Source organism: Demequina sediminis, from assembly GCF_039545075.1.
GTDB classification, from domain to species: Bacteria; Actinomycetota; Actinomycetes; order Actinomycetales; family Demequinaceae; genus Demequina; species Demequina sediminis.
On the sequence record NZ_BAABRR010000003.1, the window covers coordinates 1 to 20,698 of the forward strand.

Sequence of the window (20,698 nt, forward strand, 5' to 3'; positions counted from 1 at the left end):
CGCGCTTCACCGGGCGGGGCAAGCCGCACCGCAAGGACCGGGCGTGGACGCAGGCGTGGAGCCCTGAGCAGATCTCGAACCGGCTGCCGATCGACTTCCCCGATGATGAGTCCATGCGTATCAGCCACGAAGCGATCTACCAGTCGCTGTTCATCGAGGGACGGGGTGCGCTCAAGCGTGAGCTGGTGTGGTGCCTGCGGACGGGGCGCGCGCTGCGAATGCCACGTGAGCGCTCAAGGCGCAAGACGTGGGCCCACGTCACCCCCGAGACGCTGATCAGCGAACGCCCCGCCGAGGCCGACGACCGGGCCGTGCCCGGCCACTGGGAAGGCGACCTCCTCATCGGGCTTGAGCGGTCCGCGATCGGCACCGTCGTGGACCGCACGACACGCTTCACAATGCTCGTGCACCTTCCCCGTGAGGAGGGCTACCGGCACAAGGAGACACCGAAGAACGGACCGGCGCTGGCCGGCTACGGCGCACTCACGATGGCGAAGGCACTGACGAACACCATGTCGACGCTGCCGACCGAGCTGGCACGGTCGCTGACCTGGGATCGTGGCAAGGAGATGTCCGCGCACGCCCAGTTCAAGGTCGCCACCGGCATTCCGGTGTTCTTCGCCGACCCGCAGTCGCCGTGGCAGCGCGGCACGAACGAGAACACCAACGGGCTGCTGCGCCAGTACTTCCCCAAGGGCACCGACCTATCCCGCTGGTCCGCCGACGAGCTCGCCGCCGTCGCCCACGCACTCAACACCAGACCCCGAAAGACCCTCGGTTGGAAGACCCCAGCCGAAGCCTTCAACGAGCAACTAGTCTTGCTCACACAAGCCGGTGTTGCATCGACCGGTTGAACCTGGTCAATACACCAGCGCACAGATCGCCGCTGCCGCCAAGGAACTCGGACTGCTGCGATCGATGGGCCGCACCGGCGTGTGTTGGGATAACGCCCCGGCCGAGTCGTTCTGGTCGGTGTTCAAAAACGAGTACTACCACCGGCACGTCTTCGCGACCATCGAGGATGCCCGGCGAGGCTCCTACACCTGGATCGACGGCTGGTACAACGCCCGCCGACGCCACAGCGCCCTGGGCTACCTCAGCCCGCTAGAGTACGAACGCCACCAGCTCGCGCTGGCCGCATGACCAACCAACTACCTGTCCGGGAAACGGGGTCAACTTCACAGTGGTTGACGCGGTGCCAAAGGATCAGCGCGGAGTTGTCCAGCATGACGAGGAGCGCCAAGCGTCTCAGCACAGAACCTGACGACTTCAGATCCTTGCGAATAAGTCGGGAGGTGGACTCAGCACACTGTGGACAGGCGCGAGACGCGCGTGAGTGGAGATTCAAGACCGTCGCCCCCGTAATGCCAGCCTGGCCGCCCCGGTTTGTCCTGTCAATGGGCCGGGTGTTCGTACACGAATAATATGCGGGGACCTACACATTGTGCCGAGGCCACCCAGCGGCGCACGGAGGATGGCATCGCGCACCGACCTCGAGCGCTAAATTTTAGTACGACGTGCTCATTTACATCGGTAGAGTAGCGGCGTGGCATCCGGGCGCAATGTGACTCTCCTCGCACTGAACTACTCGCCCGAGCCCACCGGCAACGCCCCGTACACCACCGCTCTCGCACGCCGATTGGTGGAGAACAGCGGGGTGACGGCCGTGACCGGCTTCCCCCACTACCCCCAGTGGTCGCGGTATGCAGAGTACCCCGGTCTGTACGCGCGGTCCGAGGACCAGGGGGTTGATCTGCGCCGCGTTGCCCACTGGATCCCGAACCCGCCGCGCGGCCTCAAGCGGCTGCTCTCGGAGCTTCATTTCGGGTTGCACCAGATGAACTCGCCCTGGGGCCGCACCGACGCCGCGATCCTGGTCTCCCCGGCGCTGTTCGCATCTGCGCTCTGTGCGGTGCGTCTGCGATTCCCACGGCGCATCCCCCACGCGGTGTGGGTACAGGACCTCTACACCCACGGAATGATGGAGACCGGCGAGGGCTCGAGCATCGCTGTCCGCATCGCCAAGACGGTCGAGCGGTGGCTCTTGAAGCACGCCGACGCGGTCGTCGCCATCCATCCGGCCATGCGCGAGCGCATGATCCGCGACCTGGGCGCCGATCCCGATCGCACCTTCGTGATCCGCAATTGGTCGCACGTGTCGCCCTCGCCCCGGCGCCGGGACGATGCACGGGCAAGGCTTGGGTGGGACCCGGCGGCGCGCATCGTCCTCCACAGCGGCAACATGGGTCGCAAGCAGGGCCTCACGACTGTGGTCGAGGCCGCGCGCCTCGCCCACCAACGCGGCGACGATGTCCAGTTCATTCTGTTGGGCGACGGCGCCGAGCGCGCCGAGCTCGAGTCGCTCGCGGACGGCGCACCCACCCTGCGATTCATCGACCCGCTATCGGATGAGTTGTTCCCCGACGCGCTGGCGGCAGCGGACGTCCTGCTGGTGAATGAGCTCCCCGGGGTCAAGGAGATGGCGGCGCCGTCCAAGTTGACGTCGTACTTCGCAGCGGAGCGGCCAGTGCTCGCCGCGGTGGATCCCGAGGGAATCGTTGCAGGCATCCTCAGGGAGTCGCAGGCTGGCCGGATCACTCCGTCCGGCGATCCTCACGGCCTGCTCGACGCGGCATTGGAGTACCTCGAGGACTCGGACGCACTGGATGCCGCCGCCTTGGCAGGTGCCGCGTACTGGCGCTCTCACCTGTCGGAGGATGCCGCGATCAAGTCATGGCTCGAAGTTCTGGACGTAGTAACCCAGCGGAAAACTGCGCCCGGTACCCTGGCCTCCTGAGCGGAACTCACGACCACACCGACACATGGGGGAACCGACGTGGCCGAGAAGGCATTCATCACCGGTATCACGGGCCAGGACGGCAGCTACCTCGCCGAGCTCCTGCTGAGCAAGGGGTATGAGGTCCATGGCTTGATCCGTCGGGCTTCCACCTTCAATGTCCCGCGTCAAGTAGTTGGCAGGATTTCTTCGGTTTCAAAGGTGGGGATGGTCGGGTCTGCCAGCCCCTGGTGGACCTCGGCGGGCCGGTTCCAGGCGATCGCCTCGTGAGATCGCACGTGGTTGTAGTCGGCGCGGTACGCGTCGATTTGGTCGACGAGGTCCAGGGCGTCGTCGATCTCGTGGCGGTACAGCCACTCGTACTTCATCGATCCGAAGCCGCGCTCGCGCGAGCCGTTCTGGCCCGGCGTGCGGACGCGGGTGCGGACGTGGCACAGCTCGGGATGGGCGGCGATGAACGCCTCGAACGTGAACGACCGGAACGGTCCGCCGTTGTCCGTCACGATCGTCACCACCGGGATCAACAGACCCGTCTCGGGGTCCTCCACCGCCAGATCGCGCAGCGGCCGGCCGAGCATCGCTTCAGCCTCCGCGAGGGCCTTCTCGACGGCGGCGATGGCGTCGTACATGTTCGCACTCGGTGACACGTGAGCGTCGAACTCGAACTTGGACCAGTAGTCGCGGCAGGCGGCGATGCGCCACGTGCCGCCGGCGGTGGTTTCGAACTCGCTGAAGTCCAGCTGCCACACCTGATTCGGCCCCGTCGGTTCGGTCGCGAACGCCGCTTTGCGTCGCTGCGCGAGCTGCTTGCGTTCCCGCTGGTAGTGGGCGGGCAGCAGCAGTCCCTCGGCGCGAAGCGTGCGCAGCACGGTCGCCTCGGACGTGCGCACGCCGTCGTGGCGCACCATCGCCCAGATCTTGCGGTGCCCCCACGCCGGATGCGCGGTCGCGTGCGCCACGACATGCTCACGCACGGCGGTGCGCGCGGGTTGCGGCCACGGCCCCTTCACCTGCTCGCCGCCACGAGCACGCGCTTGCCAACGCCGCCACGTCCGCTCGGGCATGTCGAAGATCTCGCAGAACCTCGAGGTCGACATGCCCGCCTCTACGCGGATCATCTCGAGGTCCGTGAAGGGCCCAAGCGGCCCTCCGCGGACTTCTTCCACACCCGGATCTCGACCGCCGCCTCACCCAGCGCTTGCGTCAGCTCCGTGACCTCAGCCTCAAGCTGCTGCTCGCGTGTTGACGGACCCGAGCGGCCCGATGTGAGGGCGCTCTTGCCGGCCTCGAGGAAGTCGGCCTTCCAGCGGCCGATCGACTGCTCCGAGACCTTCTCCTTACGGGCCGCCTCAGCAATCGACAACTCGCCGGCCAGCACTGCCAGGACGATCCTGGTCTTCTTCTCCGCGGGGATCTGCGGGGGTCTTCCCATGACTGACTCTCCGTTCAGGACTCAACTAACAGCCCTGCCACTAAGTCTGACGCGCGACAGGTCGACCCCACCCGCACCCCCATCCTGGGAGGCAAACGAGCCCTCGACCTCCACCCACCCCAAGCACCACCACAAGCCGCATGAGTGCGCCGCGGCACGACACTGCCACGCGTGGCACCGCCTAGGCTGGAGCGGTGAGCTACGCGCGCCTCGACCGGGACCCGCATCGCGCCCTGACCGAGGCCCGCGAGGGTCGGTCCGAGGGAATCATCGTCCCCACGTCGGGTTCGACCGGAGCCCCACGCGACGTGCTCGTGAGCGCGGCCGCGATCCGTGCATCGGCCGCACTCACCGCCGCCCGACTGGCGGGCGACTCAGACCCTGCGGCGACCGCGTCGTGGCTCCTCGCACTCCCTCCCACGCGGATCGGCGGCGCGATGGTCATCGCCCGCGCGATCCTCGCGGGCACCGCACTAGCGACCATGCCAGCGGGCCCCTTCACGGCATCCGCATTCGCGAGCGCCGCCGCCGCAATGCCCCACTCCGGCCCGCGCCGAGTCTCGCTCGTGCCCACCCAGCTCAGGCGCCTCCTCTCGGATCCCGAGGGGCGCGCAGCACTCGCCACCTTCGACAACGTCCTGGTGGGCGGCGCCGCCCTGACCGAGCCGGACGCCCCCGCGAACGTCGTGACCACCTACGGCATGTCCGAGACCACGGGCGGCTGCGTCTACGACGGCATTCCGCTCGACGGCGTCGGGGTTCGGGTCGACGCCGACGGGCGCATCTGGCTGTCGGGGCCCACCCTGGCGCTCGGCTACGCTGACGGCGACGCCTCCGACTTTCGGGAGCGCGACGGCACCCGCTGGTTCGTCACGAGCGACCTGGGCGAACTGTCCGGCGGACGGCTTCGCGTGCTCGGCCGCGCCGACCACGTCATCAACACCGGCGGCGTCAAGGTCCATCCGCAGCGCGTCGAGCTCGCGATCGAGCGCGCGGGAGCCGCGGCGGCGGCCGTGGTCGGTGTGCCCGACCCCGACTGGGGCGAGCGCGTGGTCGCGGTAGTCGAGGGCGACATCGACGCGGACGCACTGGCCGCAGCCCTCGACACCCTGGAGCGCTACGAGAGGCCGCGGAGCATCATCCGGGTCGCGCGCCTGCCCCGCACCCCGGGTGGGAAGATGGACCGGCCCGCCGCCCGGAGGCTGGCGCAACAGGAGGATCGATGACCACCACCGCCGACTGGATCGCGGGCGCCCGCCCACGCACGCTGTGGACCGCGGCAGTGCCCGTGATCGTGGGAACGGCGTCAGCCATCGCGATCGGCGGCTTCCGCCTGCTGCCCGCGGTCCTCGCGCTCGGCGTCGCGCTCGCCCTCCAGGTGGGCTCGAACTACGCCAACGACTACTCGGACGGGGTGCGCGGCACCGACATCGACAGGATCGGCCCCGAGCGGCTGGTCGCGTCGGGCAAGGCGCTGCCGTCCTCGGTCAAGCGCGCCGCGTACCTCTCGTTCGCGGTCGGAGCGGTGCTGGGCCTGGCGCTCGTCGTGGTCGCGGGACCGTGGTGGCTCCTTGCGGTGGGTGCGGTCGCGATCGTGGCCGCGTGGACCTACACGGGCTCGTCCCGGCCCTACGGATACGACGGCTGGGGAGAGGTGAGCGTCTTCATCTTCTTCGGACCGGTCGCGACCCTGGGAACGATGCTCACACAGGCCGGCACGGTGACGTGGTGGGCTGCGGCGGCATCGGCGGGCGTGGGGCTCTACGCCGTCTCGCTCCTGCTGGTCAACAACATCCGCGACCTCGCGACGGACGCCCTCGCCGGCAAGCGCACGCTCGCCGTCAAGGTGGGCGAGGTGCGCGCGCGCCAGCTCTTCGCGGCGTCCGTGACCCTGCCGATCGGACTCGCCGTCGTGGTGGCCTTCGCTCACCCGTGGGCGCTGCTCGCCACGATGGTCGCGCTGCCCGCCGTGATCATCGCGCTCGGGATGCGCATGGGGGCGTCGGGCGCGAACTTCGGCGTGATGTTCCGCGGCATCAGCGGCGTGGGGCTCGCCTACGGGCTCCTCCTCGCGATGGGCATCGCGCTCTAGCGAGCTGCGCGATCAGCGGTGGTCGGGCGCGGCGTCCGACGCGCCGTCTGCCCCGATCTCCGAGTCCTCCTCGGCATCGAGCTCCCGCAGTCCCTTCTCGGAGCGGTTGATCCACCCATCCATCTGCACCGCCGCGCGCTGACGCAGTCCCGGCAGCGCGATGTACGACAACAGCCAGGCCACGATGAACGCGGCGAAGAACGCAATCACGTCCCGCCAGTTCACGGCCCACAGCACCCCGAGGACGACGAGGAAGATGCCCGTGCGGGCACCCCAGTACGCGACAACGCTCATGGCTCCACGGTACCCGGCGTAAACTTGATCGATGCTCCGCTACCTGCCCGTGCTGCTCTATGTGGGCCTCGTGATCTACGCGCTCGCGGACATGACCCAGCGTCCCGACAAGGCGCCCTACGGCGTCCCCAAGTGGGGCTGGGCCGTCATCATCGTCGTGGTGCCCATCCTCGGTGCCGGAGCCTGGATCGTGCTGAGCAAGTTCTATCCGGACCAGCCCACGCAGGGGCGCACGCGACCCAGCGCGCCGGACGACGACCCGGAGTACCTCGCGTGGCTGCGCGATCAGGCACGCAGGCGCCGCCAGAGCGGCGAGGAACAGGGCCGGTAACTAGCCGAGCGTGCTGGCGGTCGCGTCGGCAGTCGCGCCAGCCGCGTGGTGCGCCGCGTGCGCGACAACGTCGACGTCGACGTCGACTTCGCCGCCCGACCACGTCACGCGGTACTCCCCCGCGGCGCCCTCGATCCGAAGGTTGCCGTCGGCATCGGTCACCGCGGCCGCCGGACCGCTCCACCACTCGCGCGTCACGAGGTCGCGGAGCACGTCGTACGAGGGCTTGGGCGTGCCGTCGGCACGAATGAGCCCGGCGGGAGCATCAAGCCATTGGCCGCGGTCCTGGAGACCCCACCACGTGATGGACTCGACGGCCGGGTGGTCCCATACGGCGCGATAGTGCGCCTCAAGCTCGCGCGCCTGGCGCTCCTCACCCTCCGGCGTGGACGGCCACGCGTCGACCACGTAGTCGTTGAGGTCGACGATCTCGGCAGGCATGAGCGCGCCCGACACCAGGCTGGTCTCGGTTAGTTGCAGCGGCAACCCGAACCGGCCGAACCGGTCGAGGATCTCGGTGACCTGCTCGGCTCCGCGATAGCCCTGGTGCATGTGGGTCTGCAGCCCCAGTGCGTCGATCTCGATGCCCGCGGCCAGGCACTCCTCGATGAGGAGTTCGTACTCGGCACTGAGGTTGAAGTCGTTGAGCACCAGGCGTGCCGACGGGTTCGCGGCGCGCGCCGTCTCGAACGCGAGCCGCACCACCTCGACCCGTCCGCGTGCCTTCGCCAGCTCGGTGATCGCGTTGTCCTCCGCCGTGAAGACGGGCAGGATCACGGCCTCGTTGATCGCGTCGAACTCCTCGATGATCCCCGAGAAGGCCGCGGCGTCGCGGGCGATCCGCGCGCGCACCGTGTTCTCGACGTCACGCTCCGACCGCCCGAGCAGCCACTCGGGGGCGAGCGTGTGCCAGAGCAGCGGGTGCCCCTTGACGCGCACGCCATGCCCGCGCAGCCAGCGCGCGGTGGCCGCGATGCGATGCGTGTCCGGCCGTCCCGGCACCGTCTCAAACCAGCGCCAGTACAACGGGAGCGTCGCGCGGTTAAACACCGCGAGCCACTGCGCGGCCTCGCGCGCGGTGTGCGCGGGATCCGCGGCCGCGCCTCCCGGGATGAGCTCGAAGGCGGTGCAGCCGAACCCAAACGCGTGCGATCGCTGCTCGACCAGCACTGGCTCGTGCGCCGCCGGGGCGCCGGTCGCGTCCGTGAGACGGACGGTCGCGGCGCCCCGGCGGGGGTGAGGCGCTGGAGTCATCGCACGCGCGAGAGCGTGCGGCGGCGGGACTCCCGCGTCGCCGCCACCCGCTCCCCCACGAGGCTCACCACGCCCTCGGCATGCCGGATGCGCGGCGTGCCCACCCACAGCTCGACGTCACCGGGCTCGACCGATCGCACCAGGTCCCTGCCCGTGAATGCGAGCCGCGCGGCCGGAATGTCGAACTCGACCCGGACGCTCGCACCCGCCTCGAGCGGCACGCGCGCGAATCCCACGAGCTGCGCGAGCGGACGCGTGACCGAGGCCCTGCGCTGACGTGCGTAGACCTGCACCACCTCGTCACCCTGGCGCTGCCCGGTGTTGCGCACCGTGACGGCGAGCGAGATTGCCCCGTCCGTCGCGGCATCGGCCACCTCGAGGCCCTCGTAGGCGAACGTCGTGTACGACAGCCCCTCACCGAAGGTCATGGGCACCACGGAGGACAGGTTCGTCACGTCCGAGTCCGCGCCGAGGCGGGGGTGGATGTACGTGAACGGCTGCGCCCCGGTCGACCGCGGGATGCTGACCGGCAGCCGCCCCGAGGGGTTGACCCGGCCCGACAGCACGCCCGCGATCGCGCGCGCACCCTCCTCGCCAGGGAAGAACGCCTGCACCACAGCGGCACAGCGCTCGAGCGCCCAGCCGACGGCGTACGGCCGGCCCGTCACCAGCACCAACACGACCGGCGTGCCGGTCTCGAGCACGGCCTCGATGAGTTCGCGCTGGACTCCCGGAAGCTCGAGCGAGTCGGTGTCACACCCCTCGCCCGAGGTTCCACGCCCGAACAGCCCCGCCTGGTCGCCCATGACCATGACGGCCACGCTCGCCTCGCGGGCCGCCGCGACGGCCTCGTCGAAGCCGGAGCGGTCATCGCCCTGGACCTCGCAGCCGCGCGCATACGTGGCGCCACCCATCTCGGAGCGAAGCGCTTCGAGAACGGTCGGGACCTCGAGGCCCAGCTCCGTCCCGGGACGCTTGTCGAGCACGTGGTTGGCGAACGAGTAGCAGCCAAACATCGCCTGGTAGCGATCCGCATTCGGGCCGATCACCGCGATGGAAGGACAGCCGTCCTCCCCCAGCGGCAGCGTGCCGTCGTTGCTGAGCAGCACGATGCCTCGCTCGGCCAACAGTCGCGCCACCTCGCGGTGCTCGGGACCGTCGAGTTCGACGCCGGTGGGAGACGGACCGTTGAAGCGCTCGTCGAGCAGCCCCAACTGCTCCTTCTGCGCGAGGATCCTGCCGACGGCGCGGTCGACGAGCGCCTCGGGAACGCGTCCCGACCGCACGGCAGCCGCGAGCGGCGCGAGGTACGCGTCACCCGTGGGCAGCTCGACGTCGATGCCCGCGGTGAGCGCGAGCGCGGCCGCCTCGGACAGGTCCTCGGCGATCCCGTGGAGCAGGTGCAGGAAGGCGACGCCGAAGTAGTCGGCCACCACCACGCCATCGAAGCCCCACTCGTCGCGCAGCACGCCCTCAAGCAGCGTCGGGTCCGCCGCGGTGGGCATCCCGTCGATCTCGGTGTACGCGTGCATGACGGACTTCACGCCGCCGTCGATGACCGCCATCTCGAACGGCACCATCATGATGTCGCGCAGTTCGCGCGGACCCATCGACACGGGGCCGAAGTTGCGGCCCGACCGCGACGCGGAGTACCCCACGAAGTGCTTCAGGGTCGCGTGCACGCCCTCGGACTGCACGCCCTCGACATAGCTGGTTCCGAGCTCGCCCACGAGGTACGGGTCCTCCGCGATGCACTCCTCGACCCGCCCCCAGCGGGGGTCGCGGACCACGTCCACCACGGGCGCAAGCCCCTGGTGCACGCCGAGCGCGCGGCAGTCACGGCCGATCAGTGCGCCCATGCGGGCCACGAGCTCGGGATCGAACGCGGCGCCCCACGTCAGCGGACCGGGGTACGTCGCGGCCTTCCACGCGGACAGACCCGTGAGGATCTCCTCGTGCACGATCGCGGGGATGCCCAGCCGTGTGCCCTCCACGAGCGCCCGCTGGCGCTCCCACAGCGTCGCCGCCCGGGCATCGGCGTCCAGCGGAGTGGTCCCGTAGATGCGGGTGAAGTGGCCGATGCCGTGCGCGGTGGCCTCCTCGAGGCCGCCGGTGACGGACACCTCCCCCTGCAGGGGGGCGACCACGTCGCCCTTCTCGTCCTCCCAGAATCCCGTGATCTGCGCGAGCTTCTCCTCGAGCGTCATGCGCGACACGAGGTCCGCGACGCGCGAGCTGACGGCGGCGGATGCGACGGCCGTCATCCCTTCACCGCGCCGGTCAGGCCATCCACGATCCTGCGCTCCATGAGCAGGAAGAACACGAGCGCGGGCAGCATTGCGAGCGACGTGTACGCCATGATCATGGTGGTCGCCGCGGAGTGCTGGCCCTGGAACGTGGTCACACCGAGCGGCAGGGTCATGCCGCTCGGGTCGCCCGTGAGCAGCAGCAGCGGCAGCAGGTACGCGTTCCACGAGCCGATGAACGCCAGCACGCCGACCGTCACCATCGCGGGACGCGCGAGCGGGAGCAGCATCCGCCAGAAGAAGCCGATGCGCGAGATGCCGTCCATGAACGACGCCTCCTCGAGCTCCTTGGGCAGGGCCGCGAGGAACGGGCGCAGGATGATGATGGTCACCGGCAAGCCGAAGGCGATCTGCGGGATCACGAGTCCCCACAGGCCCGAGATGCCCATGTCGCGCAGCAGCAGGTACAGCGGCAGCACCGCGACGGTGAGCGGGAACATCAGGCCGGTCGTGAAGATCACGAAGATGAACTCGCGGGCCTTGAACGAATACCGCGCGAGCGGATACGCGGCCATCGTGCCGAAGAGCACGACTCCCGCGGTGGTGGCCACCGCGACCAGCGTCGAGTTGAGCAGCTGGCGCCAGAACATCGGCTTGGACAGGATGTCCCAGTAGTTCTGCCACATGAATGGGTCGGGCAGACCCGTCGGGTTCGCCGCGAGGTCGCCCTGCGTGCGGAATCCGCCCAGGATGAGGTAGAGGATCGGGCCCAACGTGAGGCCCACACCGACGAGCGCGATGCCGATCGCGACGTAGGTCGAGCCCTCGGGGAGCAGGCCGCCGCGACGGCGGGTGCGCCCGGTCGAGCGCGGCGTCTCGGTACGCGTGTTCAGGTCGACAGCCATCGCCGTTACCTGGCCTTTCGGGGGTGAGCGTTGTCGCGTCGCAGGATGGTCGCCATGTAGGCCAGCGCGATGACAAAGGAGAGGATGAACATGATCACGGCGATCGCGGAGCCATAGCCCCAGTCCGCGCGGAAGAAGCCGATCTCCATCATGTAGCTGGCGATGGTCGAGTACTGCCCCGCGGTGCCGCCTCGGTTGAGGACCCACACCATGTCGAAGAGCTGAATCGAGCCGATGATCGACAGGAACGCCCAGATGCGGATCGTGGGGCCGATCAGGGGGATGTTGATCCGCCACTGGATCTGCCACCAGCTGGCGCCATCGATCGCGGCGGCCTCCTGGAGGTCCTCGCTCACTCCGGACAGTCCCGCGAGGAAGAGGATGATCGCCAGTCCCACGTACTTCCACGTGATGATGAAGAACACGGTCCAGAAGCCCCACGTGGGGTCCTCGAGCCATCCACCCGCGGGCGAGTCGAGTCCGATCGACTGCATGAACTCGGTGGCGATGCCGTTGGGGTCGAAGATGATCAACCACATGATTCCGGCGATGACCTCGCTCAACACATAGGGAGCGAAGATCACGACGCGCGTGAAGGCGCGGCCGCGGAACTTGCGGTTCAGCGTGAGGGCGACCAGCAGTGCGATGGGCAACTGGACCGCCATCGACAGGAAGATGATCGCAAAGTTGTGGCTCAGTGCCTGCCAGAAGGGCTCGGAGTAGGCCGTCACGAACGCCTCTTGCGTGGCGGGGTCCGTGCCACCGAAGAGGGCTCGCGCGTAGTTCTCGAAGCCGATGAACTCGGCGTCGGAGAACTGCGACACGCCGTTCCACTTGTAGAGGCTGAACCGGGCCGCCGAGACGACCGGGTAGACCACGAAGGTCAGGAACAGGACCAGCGCGGGTCCCACGAAGAGGGCGATCTCCGCCCACTTGCGCACCGTGTCACGGCGCGGGTGATCAGTTGCAGGGGTCACCGGGCGCGGCCCCGCCGCCGACGCTTGCGCGTCGACGGCGGGGACCGTGCTGCGACCCGAGGCCTCCAGTGCAGTCACCAGGGAGCCTCGCTTTCTTGGGTCTCGAGAGTGGATCAGGCAGTCGCCGCGGCGGCGATCATCGCGTTGACAACGCCCTGGGCGTCGCCCGTGCCGTTGAAGATGTTGACGATGCCGTCGTTCATGGCGCCGCCCACGTTCGGGCCGAGGAGGGTGTCCATCCACAGCTGCACGTAGGCCGCGCTGCTGGTGGTCTGGGCGATCTCCTGGAGAACAGGGGAGGCGATGGCGTCGGCGGCAGCCGGAGCAACCGGCAGGCCACCCACGGCCTCGGCGTAGCCACGCTGGACGTCGTCGCTCACGATGTAGGCGAGGAAGTCAGCGCACTCGGCGGGAGCGTCGACGTAGCACGAGAAGCCATCGCCACCACCCATCGCCGCGCTCGGGTCACCCGCACCGCCATCTGTGGCGGGCATCGGGAACCAGTCGAGGTCGTCGAGCAGGGCCTGGTTGGCCTCGTCCGATCCGTCCGTGAAGCCCTGGTACACGAAGTAGTTCCACTGGCCCATGAGCTCCATCGCCGCGGTGCCGTTGGCCACCATGCCGGCGGACGACGTGGCACCCACCTGCGCGACGGTCGACATGAACTGGTCCTGGAACGGCTTAGTGGCGATGAACTCCTCGAGCTGCGTGCCGGCGTCAAGCCAGCACGGGTCGCTGAAGTCGAGGGTCGTGCCGGCCGCGGCCACCACGTCCTGCGAGCACGAGCGCAGCGCGAAGTTGTACCACCAGTGAGCAGCCGGCCAGCCGTCGGCCGCACCCACCGCGATCGGCGTAATGTCGGCGGCCTTCAGCTTGTCGACCGCGTCGGCGAGCTCGTCCATCGTGGTCGGCTCGGCGGTGATGCCCGCCTGCTCGAACAGCGACTTGCGGTACCAGATGCCCTCGACCGCGAACTGGTACGGAAGGCCGTACGTGACCTCGCCCACCTGCCACGGAGCGACACCGCCGCCGAGGCGCTCGATGTCATCCGCCAGCACGTCGGACAGGTCCATGAGGTAGCCGGCCTCGGCCTGAGCGGCCATCTCGCCGCCGCCCCACTGCTGGAAGAGGTCCGGGGCATCGCCCGACTGCAGCGCGGTGGGAATGCGGGTGCGCTGGAGGTCCTCGTTCTGAATCTGCTCAATCTCGATGGTGACGTTCGGGTTGGCCGCCATGTAGTCGGCCGCCACCTTGTCCCAGTAGTCGCCCATCGAGTTCTCACCGGAATCACCGGCGACGCCGTTGTGCCACCAGGTGAGAGTGACGGGCTCGGCGGCCCCTCCCGTTGCGCCGCTGGTCGCGCCGCCCTCGGGCTCCTCGTTCGAGCTGCACGCTGCAAGCAGCGCCATGGATGCTGCGATCGCCACCCCTGCGGTGACCCGTCGCATGTTCGCCATGATTTCCCCTTTCGTCTCCGTTGACTCAAGCCGAACAGTGGTGAGTGTGGCACCTTCGCGCCCGGCACGTCAATCGTTATCGATAACGTTTTCGCAACGGGATCGCGTGAATCGCTATAGTGCGAACCATGGAACCTGTCGCCCGGGTGAAGCTTGCCGACGTCGCCCGCATCGCGGGCGTGTCGGTCGCCACCGTATCCAAGGTGGTCAATGGCCGCTACGGCGTGTCCAAGGACACCATGGCCCGCGTCCAGGGCGTCATCGACGACCTCGGCTACGCGGGCAACCTCTCCGCCGCGGGTCTGCGCGGACAGCGCACCAACGTCCTCGGCATCCTGGTGGGTGGCTTCGAGCCCTTCGCGGCCGAGCTCCTCAAGGGCGCATGGACCGGGGCGGAGAACAGCGGATATGAGCTGCTCGCGCACTCCGGCGGCCACGGCCACGGCTGGGAGCGGCGCTCCCTCGCGCGGCTCGCCGGCACGCTCATCGACGGAGCGGTACTGGTCACGCCCACGGTCCTCAACACCGCGACCGGCGTGCCCGTCGTGGCGATCGACCCGCACTACGGCCCGTCCTCCCTCCCCACCGTCGACTCCGACAACTTCGGTGGCGCGTACACCGCGACAGAGCACCTGCTCGACCTGGGACATCGCAGGATCGCCTTCCTCGGCGGTCGCCACGACCTCGACTCGGGCCGCAGGCGCGAGGAGGGCTTCCGCGCCGCGATGAAGGCCGCGGGCGTCCCGATCGACGAGGACCTCGCGGTGGAGACGAGCTACGAGCCCGACCTCGCGGCCCACGCCACGGAGTCCATGCTGAGCCTGCCCGATCGCCCCACCGCGATCTTCGCCGCCAACGACACGACGGCGCTCGCCGCGATGGACGTCGCTCTCGACATGGGGCTGTCAGTTCCGGGCGACGTGTCGATCGTCGGCTTCGACGACATCCCCGAGGCGGTCGCCGCCCCCGTGCCGCTCACCACCGTGCGGCAGCCTCTCCAAGCGATGGGAGCGGAGGCGATGTCGATGCTGCTGACGATGGTCAGGGGCGGCACGTGCGAGCAGCACGTGCGCATGGACACGACACTGACGGTGCGCGACTCGACGGCACCGCCAGCGTCTACCGCACCGCCCGCTTCCTAGCGAGCGCCGGCTTAGGCTCCGTACAACTCCAGCACCTGCGCACCCACGCGCTGGATGTCGAACTGACGCACGTGCTCGGCCTGCTCGGCGTGCAGCTCCGCGCGCAGCTCGGCGTCGCGCACGAGCCGCTCGAGTGCCGCGGCGAACGCGACGTCGTCCGCGGCGTCGACACTCACCTCGGGTCGCGGCCCGATCACCGAGAGGTAGCCGGGGTTGGCCCCCGCCAGCACCACGCCCGCGCCCGACGCCATCGCCTCGACCAGCACGATCCCGAAGCTCTCGCCTCCCGTCGCGGGGAAGACCGCGATGTCGGCATCGGCGTAGAAGGCCGCCTTGTCCTCCTCCGCGACGAACCCAAGCAGCGCCACGCGCTCGAGCCCCAGCTCTGCGACCTCCTCGGCGACCGCATCGGCGAGGGGACCCTTGCCCCCGATACGCAGCTCGATCCGCTCACGCACCTCGCCCGGCAGCAGCGCCACCGCCCCCAGCAGCTCGAGCACGCCCTTGCGCGGGACCAGCCGGCCCAGGAAGGACACCACCAGCCGCCCGTCCTCGCCGGGCGCCGGCACGCGCGCGGCGGCCTCGGCGGCGAAGCGACTCACGTCGACGGGACAGGGGATCACACGCGGAGCGATCCCGAACGCGCGACCGGCGAACGCGGCAGCGGGCGCCGACACCGCGCAGAACGCGTCGAACTTACGTAGGTTGCGCGCGAGTGCGCGTCCCAGCGCGTGCGTTCCCCACTCCGCGACCCGCGAGTCGGGAAGGATGTGGAAGGTCCCCACGATGCGCACCGAGCGCGCCTGCAGCCTGCGTGCCTCGTCGACCACGCGCGCCGCGAACAGCGGCGAGTGGGGGGTCTGGACGTGGATGACGTCGTAGCGCTCGGCCTCGAGTAGCGCGCGGATCGCGCGGCGCGACGTGGGCCTCGGCACGCGCAGGCCGTTGCCGTTGAACGTGACACCCACATTGCGGGCGAGCGAGTGCACCGTGACGTCCGAGCGGTCCGCCGCCTCGGAGCACAGCACGTGCACCTCGTGCCCGGCACGCATGAGGAAGCCCGCAAGCGTCATGACGTACTGCTGCACCCCGTCGGGGCGATCGATCGAGTCGTCTAGCACCAGCGCAATCTTCATGCGTCAAACCGCATAGGTATGCAGCCCCTGGAAGTAGAGATTCACCACGGTGAAGTTCATGATGAGCGCCACGAATCCCGCGATCGCGAGCCACGCGCTGCGGCGCCCCGCCCATCCCTGCGTGGTGCGGGCGTGCAGGTAGGCGGCGTAGAGCACCCAGATCACGAAGCTCCACACCTCCTTGGGATCCCAGCCCCAGTAGCGGCCCCAGATGTGCTCGGCCCACACCGCGCCCGCCATGACCGTGAAGGTCCACAGCACGAAGCCCACGGCGTTGAGGCGGAAGGACAGCGCCTCAAGCGACGTCGCGGAGGGCACGGCCTCAAGCCACCGCGCGCGGTCGTACGAGCGCGCGAGCAGGTTGTGCCAGCGGCGCCACGCGCGGCGTACCGGGCCACCCTCGACGGGCAGCTCGCCCTCCTCGCGGTAGTCGCGCATGAGCTGCAGCGCGGTCGCGATGAAGGACACGATGAAGATGCCGGTCACGAGCACCGCGATCGACACGTGGATGACCAGCCAGTAGCTCTGGAGAGCGGGCGGCAGCGGGCTCACGTCCGCGTACAACACGGTCAGCGCGATGCCGAGAGCGACGGTGGCAAACCCCGTGACACCTGCGCCGAGGAACGCGATGTCGCGCCGGCGCTGCACGATGAGGAAGACGGCGACCGCGAAGAACGAGCCCGAGATCGTGTACTCGTACATGTTCGACCATGGCGCGTGGCCGGCGTCGATTCCGCGCGCGATCAGGCCCACGCCGTGCAACACGGCGCCCACCAGGGTGGTCGATCGGGCGATGCCCGCCGGCTTGGCGACGGACGCGCGTCCGGTGCGGACGGACGATGCCGGAGCGGGCGCGTCTCCCGTCTCACCCGCGGAGGCTTCCGCGGAGGACGCGGCGCTCCCGGCCGCGACCGCGACCCGCGCGGCCGCGCGCTGATCGGCGACGCGCGCGAGGCGGATCGCGTGCGCGACCATGGCGATCGCGTAGAGCGTCGCCGCTCCCCACAGCGCCATCACGCTCAGATCGGTGACGTTCATTGGTGCTCCCTCTCCCCTGGGTCACGCGCGGCGTCCGGCTCCCCACCCGACGCCACCGCGAGCGCGCGCTCGAGGGCCTCCATCACGGCGGTGTCGTGGGCCGGCGCGAGCGCGGCGCCGGTCACCACTGTAGTTCCGTCGACCTCACGCGCGACCATCCACAGCCGCCGGCGCGACGCGAACAGCGACGTCGCGAGGCCCGCGAGCGTGAGCACCGCGGCCACGAGCAGCCACGGCAGCGACGGATCCGCGCGCAAATCGAGCGCCACGAACCGCGGCAGCTCCTCGAACGAGACGGTCGCGCCGCTCGGCAGCTCGACGGTGTCGCCCAGCGCGAGGCGCAGCGTGAGCGGCTGGCCGTCGTCGCCGCGCACGGGGCTCAACTGCGACTCGTCGAGCCGGTACACGTTCTGCGGCACGCCCTCGTCGAGACCCAGGTCGCCCTCGAAGGCGAGCATCGTGATGACGGGATTGGCGGGGTCGGGATGCACCGAGCCGATCGCGAACGGTCCCTCCACCGCACTCGGGTAGAGCGTGGCCTTGAAGCCCAGCTGCTCGCCCACCGTCACGTCGGGCGCCTTGATGACTCCCGAGGACGTGTACACCGCGTCCTGCGGGAGGAACGGCACGGGTCCCGAGAACGCGACCTCGCCGGCGGGGTCGCGCACGGTCATCACCGGGGCGAAGCCGTTGCCCTGCAGGTAGACCTTCGCGCCGTTGACCTCGAGCGGGTAGTTGACCGCCACCTCTGCGGCCACCGGATCGGCACCGGGCGCGGTGTAGGTCACGTGCGCGGTGAAGTCCAGCGCACGGCCCGCATCGTCGAAGACCGCGTCGAAGGTGTCGAGGCGCAGCGTGAAGGGGTCAAGCGACGCGGGGTTGAACAGCCGCCCCGCGTCGAAGGTGTCGTAGGCGACCACCGCGTTCGTGAAGGACCGTCCCTCGACGATGATCGCCTGGCCGCGATACGTGAGCAGCGAGCCGGCGCCCATCGCGAGCAGCACACCCACGAGGGCCGCGTGGAAGACCAGGTTGCCGACCTCGCGGACGTGGCCCGTCTCGGCCGCGAGCGCCACCTCGGGGGTGCCGTCCGCGCGCTCGCGACGGTCGATGCGCACACGGTAGCCCGTGAGGGCGCCCAGCCAGCCCGCGCGGGGGCGCAGGTGCGCACCCACCCGTGCCGCGGCATCGTCCGCCGAGACCGACACGGTGACGGGACCACGCGACGCGTAGCGGTCGAGGCGGCGCGGGGTCGCGGCGACCGGACGGCGCAGCTCGCGCCAGTGGTGGAGCGTGCGGGGCGTGATGCAGCCGATCAGCGACGCGAAGAGCAGCAGGTAGATCGCGGTGAACCACGCCGAGCCGAACACGTCGAGGAAGCCCAGCGTGTCGAGTAGCGGACCCCAGAACGGGTTGGCGGCGATGAAGCCGCGCGTGGCGGCGGCATCCTGAGGCCACTGCGGCAGCACCGATCCCGGAATGGACGCGAGCGCGAGCAGCACCAACAGGATGATCGCCACGCGCATGCTCGTGACCTGGCGCCACATCCATCGCAGCCACCCACGCACGCCCAGCCGCGGCGCCTCGGGCACCACGTAGTTGTCGAGCTTGAGGCGCGCCATCAGACCGCCACCCAGAAGCCGTCGATCCAGCCCTGCAGCAGCCCCGTGAGGCGCTCCCACAGCCCCGTCACGAGCAGCACGCCCAACACGATGAGCATCGCCCCGCCCGCGCGCATGAGCGGCAGCCGCCAGCGTCGCAGCCAGCCCAACACCCGGCCCGAGCGCTCGAACAACACCGCGAGCAGGATGAACGGCAGGCCGAGTCCGATAGAGTACGCGACCGCGAGCGCGACCCCGCGTCCCTGGGTCGCCTCGGACAGGCTGAGCGTGAACACCGCGGCAAGCGTGGGGCCGATGCACGGGGTCCAGCCGAGCCCGAACGCGACACCCAGCACGGGGGCGCCCGCGAGGCCCGCGGTGGGACTCACGTGAAGGCGCTTCTCGGACTGCAGGAACGGCATCGCGCCCATGAAGGCGAAGCCCAGCAGGATGACGATCACGCCGAGCACGCGCGTGATGATCGTGAGGTACGGGGTGAGTGCGGCGCCCAGAGACGAGGCAAGGAATCCGAGCGTCACGAAGACCGCCGAGAAGCCCAGCACGAACAGCACGGCACCCGCGACGAGCTTGGGCCGCGAGGTCTTGCCCGTCCCGCCCGCGCCGGCCATACCCGACACGTAGCCCAGGTACCCGGGCACGAGCGGCACGACGCACGGCGAGGCAAAGCTCACGAGCCCGGCGAGGATCGCGACGAGCACCGCGAGCAGCATCGACCCCGACAGCGCGATGCCGGCGAACGAGCCGTCGAGGGCAAGCCCGCTCACGCGGCGGCCTCGCTCGCCGATCCGGCGGCCTCGTCGATCAGCGAACGCAGCGTGGACTCATCGACCGTGCCGATGATCCGCGCATGCAGCCGCCCCTCGGTGTCGAGCACGAGCGTGGTCGGAACCGCGTTCATCGCGACGATTCCCTGGAGAGCGGCGGTGGCCGCGCCGTTCGAGTCGTCGATGCTCGGATACGTGATGCCGAAGGTGCGCTCAAAGGCCTCGGCGGTCGGGGCATCGTCCCTGCCGTTGACGCCCACGATCTGGACGTCGTCGCGCGCGTCGATCTCGGCGAGCGCGGGCGCCTCGGCGCGGCACGGCGGGCACGCTGCGTACCACGTGTTGATGAGCACCACCTGGCCGCGGAAGTCCGCGATGTCGACCTCGCTGCCGTCGAAAGCGGTCCCCGCGAGAGCGACGGGATCGCCCTCACCGCCCAGCACCGTCACGGTGCCGTCACCCGACACGTACCCGGGGGATTCGGGCGCCTCGCCCGGCGCGCACGCCGCGAGGGTGAGCACGATCGCGAGCACGATCGCGGCGAGCACCGCGAGCCGTGCGGTGCGGCTCATCGGGGGACCCCGATGTGCGCCGCGGGCGTCGAGTAACCCGCGAAGGTGACGCGGGGGGCGTCCGGTGCGAGGTCGACGTCGAAGCTCGTGAGGGACGCAAGCGCGCACTGGCGCGAGCGGGGGTCGTGGAGGAACGAGCGGCCCTCGGCGTCGATGCGCGCGACCCAGATGGGCAGCTGGTGGCTCACGAGCACCGTGGCGGAGTCGGGGTTCGCGGCGGCGGCGTCGACGATCGCGGCGCGCATGCGCGCGGCCTGCTCGCGGTAGGGCTCGCCCCACGACGGCCTCCACGGGTTGCGCAGCAGCCACCAGTGGCGCGGGTGCGCGAGGGCGAGCGGTGTGGGGGTGGGCCCGCCCGCGAAGGCGTTGTCTGCCTCGATCAGGCGGTCGTCCGTCGCGATCTCGAGCCCGTACGCGGCCGCGACCGGCGCGGCGGTCTGCTGAGCGCGCAGCAGCGGCGAGGAGACCACGCGGCCCACCGGCTCGGACGCGGCCACCAGGTGGTCCGCGACGGCCTGTGCCATGCGCTCTCCGGTGTCGGACAGGCGGAACTCGGGAAGCCGGCCGTAGAGCACACCATCCGGGTTGTGCACGTGGCCATGGCGCAGGACATGGACGCGGGGCATGACGCCTATTGTC

The 20,698-nt window shown here is 69.8% G+C and carries 21 protein-coding genes and 1 pseudogene; 8 read left to right on the forward strand and 14 right to left on the reverse strand.

Annotation, left to right across the window (positions count from 1 at the left end; translation table 11 throughout):
* The 4 genes and pseudogenes from ABEA62_RS03310 to ABEA62_RS03325 all read left to right on the forward strand — a co-directional run.
* Window positions 1-854: IS30 family transposase (locus ABEA62_RS03310; protein ID WP_345378574.1), on the forward strand; the 854-nt coding region annotated here is incomplete at its 5' end.
* Window positions 838-1,143 carry an integrase core domain-containing protein gene (locus tag ABEA62_RS03315; protein ID WP_286214826.1) on the forward strand — a complete coding sequence of 102 codons (306 nt, stop codon included), beginning with the start codon at window positions 838-840 and terminating at the stop codon, window positions 1,141-1,143. The genes ABEA62_RS03310 and ABEA62_RS03315, both read left to right, overlap by 17 nt.
* A 403-nt stretch (window positions 1,144-1,546) precedes the next feature.
* A complete protein-coding gene (locus ABEA62_RS03320) occupies window positions 1,547-2,797 on the forward strand; it encodes a glycosyltransferase family 4 protein (protein ID WP_286214825.1) in 1,251 nt (416 codons plus the stop codon).
* A gap of 39 nt (window positions 2,798-2,836) precedes the next feature.
* Window positions 2,837-2,965 (forward strand): annotated as a pseudogene (locus ABEA62_RS03325) (GDP-mannose 4,6-dehydratase); the annotation flags it as partial.
* Here the strand turns inward: ABEA62_RS03325 and ABEA62_RS03330 are convergent.
* Window positions 2,965-3,915 (reverse strand): integrase core domain-containing protein, encoded by a 951-nt coding sequence (locus ABEA62_RS03330; protein ID WP_286214824.1) that lies wholly within the window; start codon window positions 3,913-3,915, stop codon window positions 2,965-2,967. The pseudogene ABEA62_RS03325 and the gene ABEA62_RS03330 sit on opposite strands and share 1 nt — an antisense overlap.
* Window positions 3,912-4,229 carry a helix-turn-helix domain-containing protein gene (locus ABEA62_RS03335; protein WP_286214823.1) on the reverse strand — a complete coding sequence of 106 codons (318 nt, stop codon included), beginning with the start codon at window positions 4,227-4,229 and terminating at the stop codon, window positions 3,912-3,914. Before ABEA62_RS03335 ends, ABEA62_RS03330 begins: the two co-directional genes overlap by 4 nt.
* 194 nt (window positions 4,230-4,423) lie before the next feature.
* Between ABEA62_RS03335 and ABEA62_RS03340 the strand changes: the two genes are divergently transcribed.
* The gene (locus ABEA62_RS03340) at window positions 4,424-5,455 is read left to right on the forward strand and encodes an AMP-binding protein (protein ID WP_286214822.1); all 1,032 of its coding nucleotides are present in this window, start codon (window positions 4,424-4,426) and stop codon (window positions 5,453-5,455) included.
* Entirely contained in the window at window positions 5,452-6,321 is an 870-nt protein-coding gene (locus ABEA62_RS03345; RefSeq protein ID WP_286214821.1) for a 1,4-dihydroxy-2-naphthoate polyprenyltransferase, read from the forward strand. The genes ABEA62_RS03340 and ABEA62_RS03345 overlap by 4 nt, the downstream gene beginning before the upstream one ends.
* Before the next feature lie 12 nt (window positions 6,322-6,333).
* On the opposite strand, the gene ABEA62_RS03350 is transcribed toward ABEA62_RS03345, so the two are convergent.
* Entirely contained in the window at window positions 6,334-6,615 is a 282-nt protein-coding gene (locus ABEA62_RS03350; protein WP_286214820.1) for a DUF4229 domain-containing protein, read from the reverse strand.
* 31 nt (window positions 6,616-6,646) lie between these two features.
* On the opposite strand from ABEA62_RS03350, the gene ABEA62_RS03355 reads away from it, so the two are divergent.
* The gene (locus ABEA62_RS03355; protein WP_286214818.1) at window positions 6,647-6,946 is read left to right on the forward strand and encodes a PLD nuclease N-terminal domain-containing protein; all 300 of its coding nucleotides are present in this window, start codon (window positions 6,647-6,649) and stop codon (window positions 6,944-6,946) included.
* Here the strand turns inward: ABEA62_RS03355 and ABEA62_RS03360 are convergent, their stop codons facing one another.
* The 5 genes from ABEA62_RS03360 to ABEA62_RS03380 are packed head-to-tail and all read right to left on the reverse strand — an operon-like array spanning window position 6,947 to window position 13,785.
* A complete protein-coding gene (locus tag ABEA62_RS03360) occupies window positions 6,947-8,200 on the reverse strand; it encodes an endo-1,4-beta-xylanase (protein WP_345378579.1) in 1,254 nt (417 codons plus the stop codon).
* Window positions 8,197-10,464 carry a beta-xylosidase/alpha-l-arabinosidase gene (locus tag ABEA62_RS03365; protein WP_345378580.1) on the reverse strand — a complete coding sequence of 756 codons (2,268 nt, stop codon included), beginning with the start codon at window positions 10,462-10,464 and terminating at the stop codon, window positions 8,197-8,199. The genes ABEA62_RS03360 and ABEA62_RS03365 overlap by 4 nt, the downstream gene beginning before the upstream one ends.
* Window positions 10,461-11,351 carry a carbohydrate ABC transporter permease gene (locus tag ABEA62_RS03370; RefSeq protein WP_286214815.1) on the reverse strand — a complete coding sequence of 297 codons (891 nt, stop codon included), beginning with the start codon at window positions 11,349-11,351 and terminating at the stop codon, window positions 10,461-10,463. The genes ABEA62_RS03365 and ABEA62_RS03370 overlap by 4 nt, the downstream gene beginning before the upstream one ends.
* A 5-nt stretch (window positions 11,352-11,356) precedes the next feature.
* Window positions 11,357-12,406 (reverse strand): carbohydrate ABC transporter permease, encoded by a 1,050-nt coding sequence (locus ABEA62_RS03375; protein ID WP_286214814.1) that lies wholly within the window; start codon window positions 12,404-12,406, stop codon window positions 11,357-11,359.
* Between the two features lie 35 nt (window positions 12,407-12,441).
* Complete coding sequence (locus ABEA62_RS03380) at window positions 12,442-13,785, reverse strand: ABC transporter substrate-binding protein (RefSeq protein ID WP_286214813.1); 1,344 nt, start codon at window positions 13,783-13,785, stop codon at window positions 12,442-12,444.
* Between the two features lie 128 nt (window positions 13,786-13,913).
* On the opposite strand from ABEA62_RS03380, the gene ABEA62_RS03385 reads away from it, so the two are divergent.
* Complete coding sequence (locus ABEA62_RS03385) at window positions 13,914-14,927, forward strand: LacI family DNA-binding transcriptional regulator (RefSeq protein WP_286214812.1); 1,014 nt, start codon at window positions 13,914-13,916, stop codon at window positions 14,925-14,927.
* An 11-nt stretch (window positions 14,928-14,938) separates the two neighbouring features.
* Here the strand turns inward: ABEA62_RS03385 and ABEA62_RS03390 are convergent, their stop codons facing one another.
* From ABEA62_RS03390 to ABEA62_RS03415, 6 genes are read right to left on the reverse strand one after another with little or no spacing between them, the layout of a single operon-like run.
* Entirely contained in the window at window positions 14,939-16,063 is a 1,125-nt protein-coding gene (locus tag ABEA62_RS03390; RefSeq protein WP_286214811.1) for a glycosyltransferase family 4 protein, read from the reverse strand.
* Between the two features lie 3 nt (window positions 16,064-16,066).
* Window positions 16,067-17,101: a c-type cytochrome biogenesis protein CcsB gene (gene ccsB / locus ABEA62_RS03395; RefSeq protein WP_286214810.1), complete on the reverse strand. Its 1,035-nt coding sequence runs from the start codon at window positions 17,099-17,101 to the stop codon at window positions 16,067-16,069.
* Entirely contained in the window at window positions 17,098-18,723 is a 1,626-nt protein-coding gene (gene resB / locus ABEA62_RS03400; protein WP_286214809.1) for a cytochrome c biogenesis protein ResB, read from the reverse strand. Before resB ends, ccsB begins: the two co-directional genes overlap by 4 nt.
* On the reverse strand, window positions 18,723-19,487 hold the full coding sequence (locus ABEA62_RS03405) for a cytochrome c biogenesis CcdA family protein (RefSeq protein ID WP_345378589.1): 765 nt from the start codon (window positions 19,485-19,487) through the stop codon (window positions 18,723-18,725). The genes resB and ABEA62_RS03405 overlap by 1 nt, the downstream gene beginning before the upstream one ends.
* Complete coding sequence (locus tag ABEA62_RS03410; RefSeq protein WP_286214807.1) at window positions 19,484-20,059, reverse strand: TlpA family protein disulfide reductase; 576 nt, start codon at window positions 20,057-20,059, stop codon at window positions 19,484-19,486. The genes ABEA62_RS03405 and ABEA62_RS03410 overlap by 4 nt, the downstream gene beginning before the upstream one ends.
* Window positions 20,056-20,685: a histidine phosphatase family protein gene (locus ABEA62_RS03415; protein ID WP_286214806.1), complete on the reverse strand. Its 630-nt coding sequence runs from the start codon at window positions 20,683-20,685 to the stop codon at window positions 20,056-20,058. Before ABEA62_RS03415 ends, ABEA62_RS03410 begins: the two co-directional genes overlap by 4 nt.
* Window positions 20,686-20,698 lie beyond the last annotated feature (13 nt).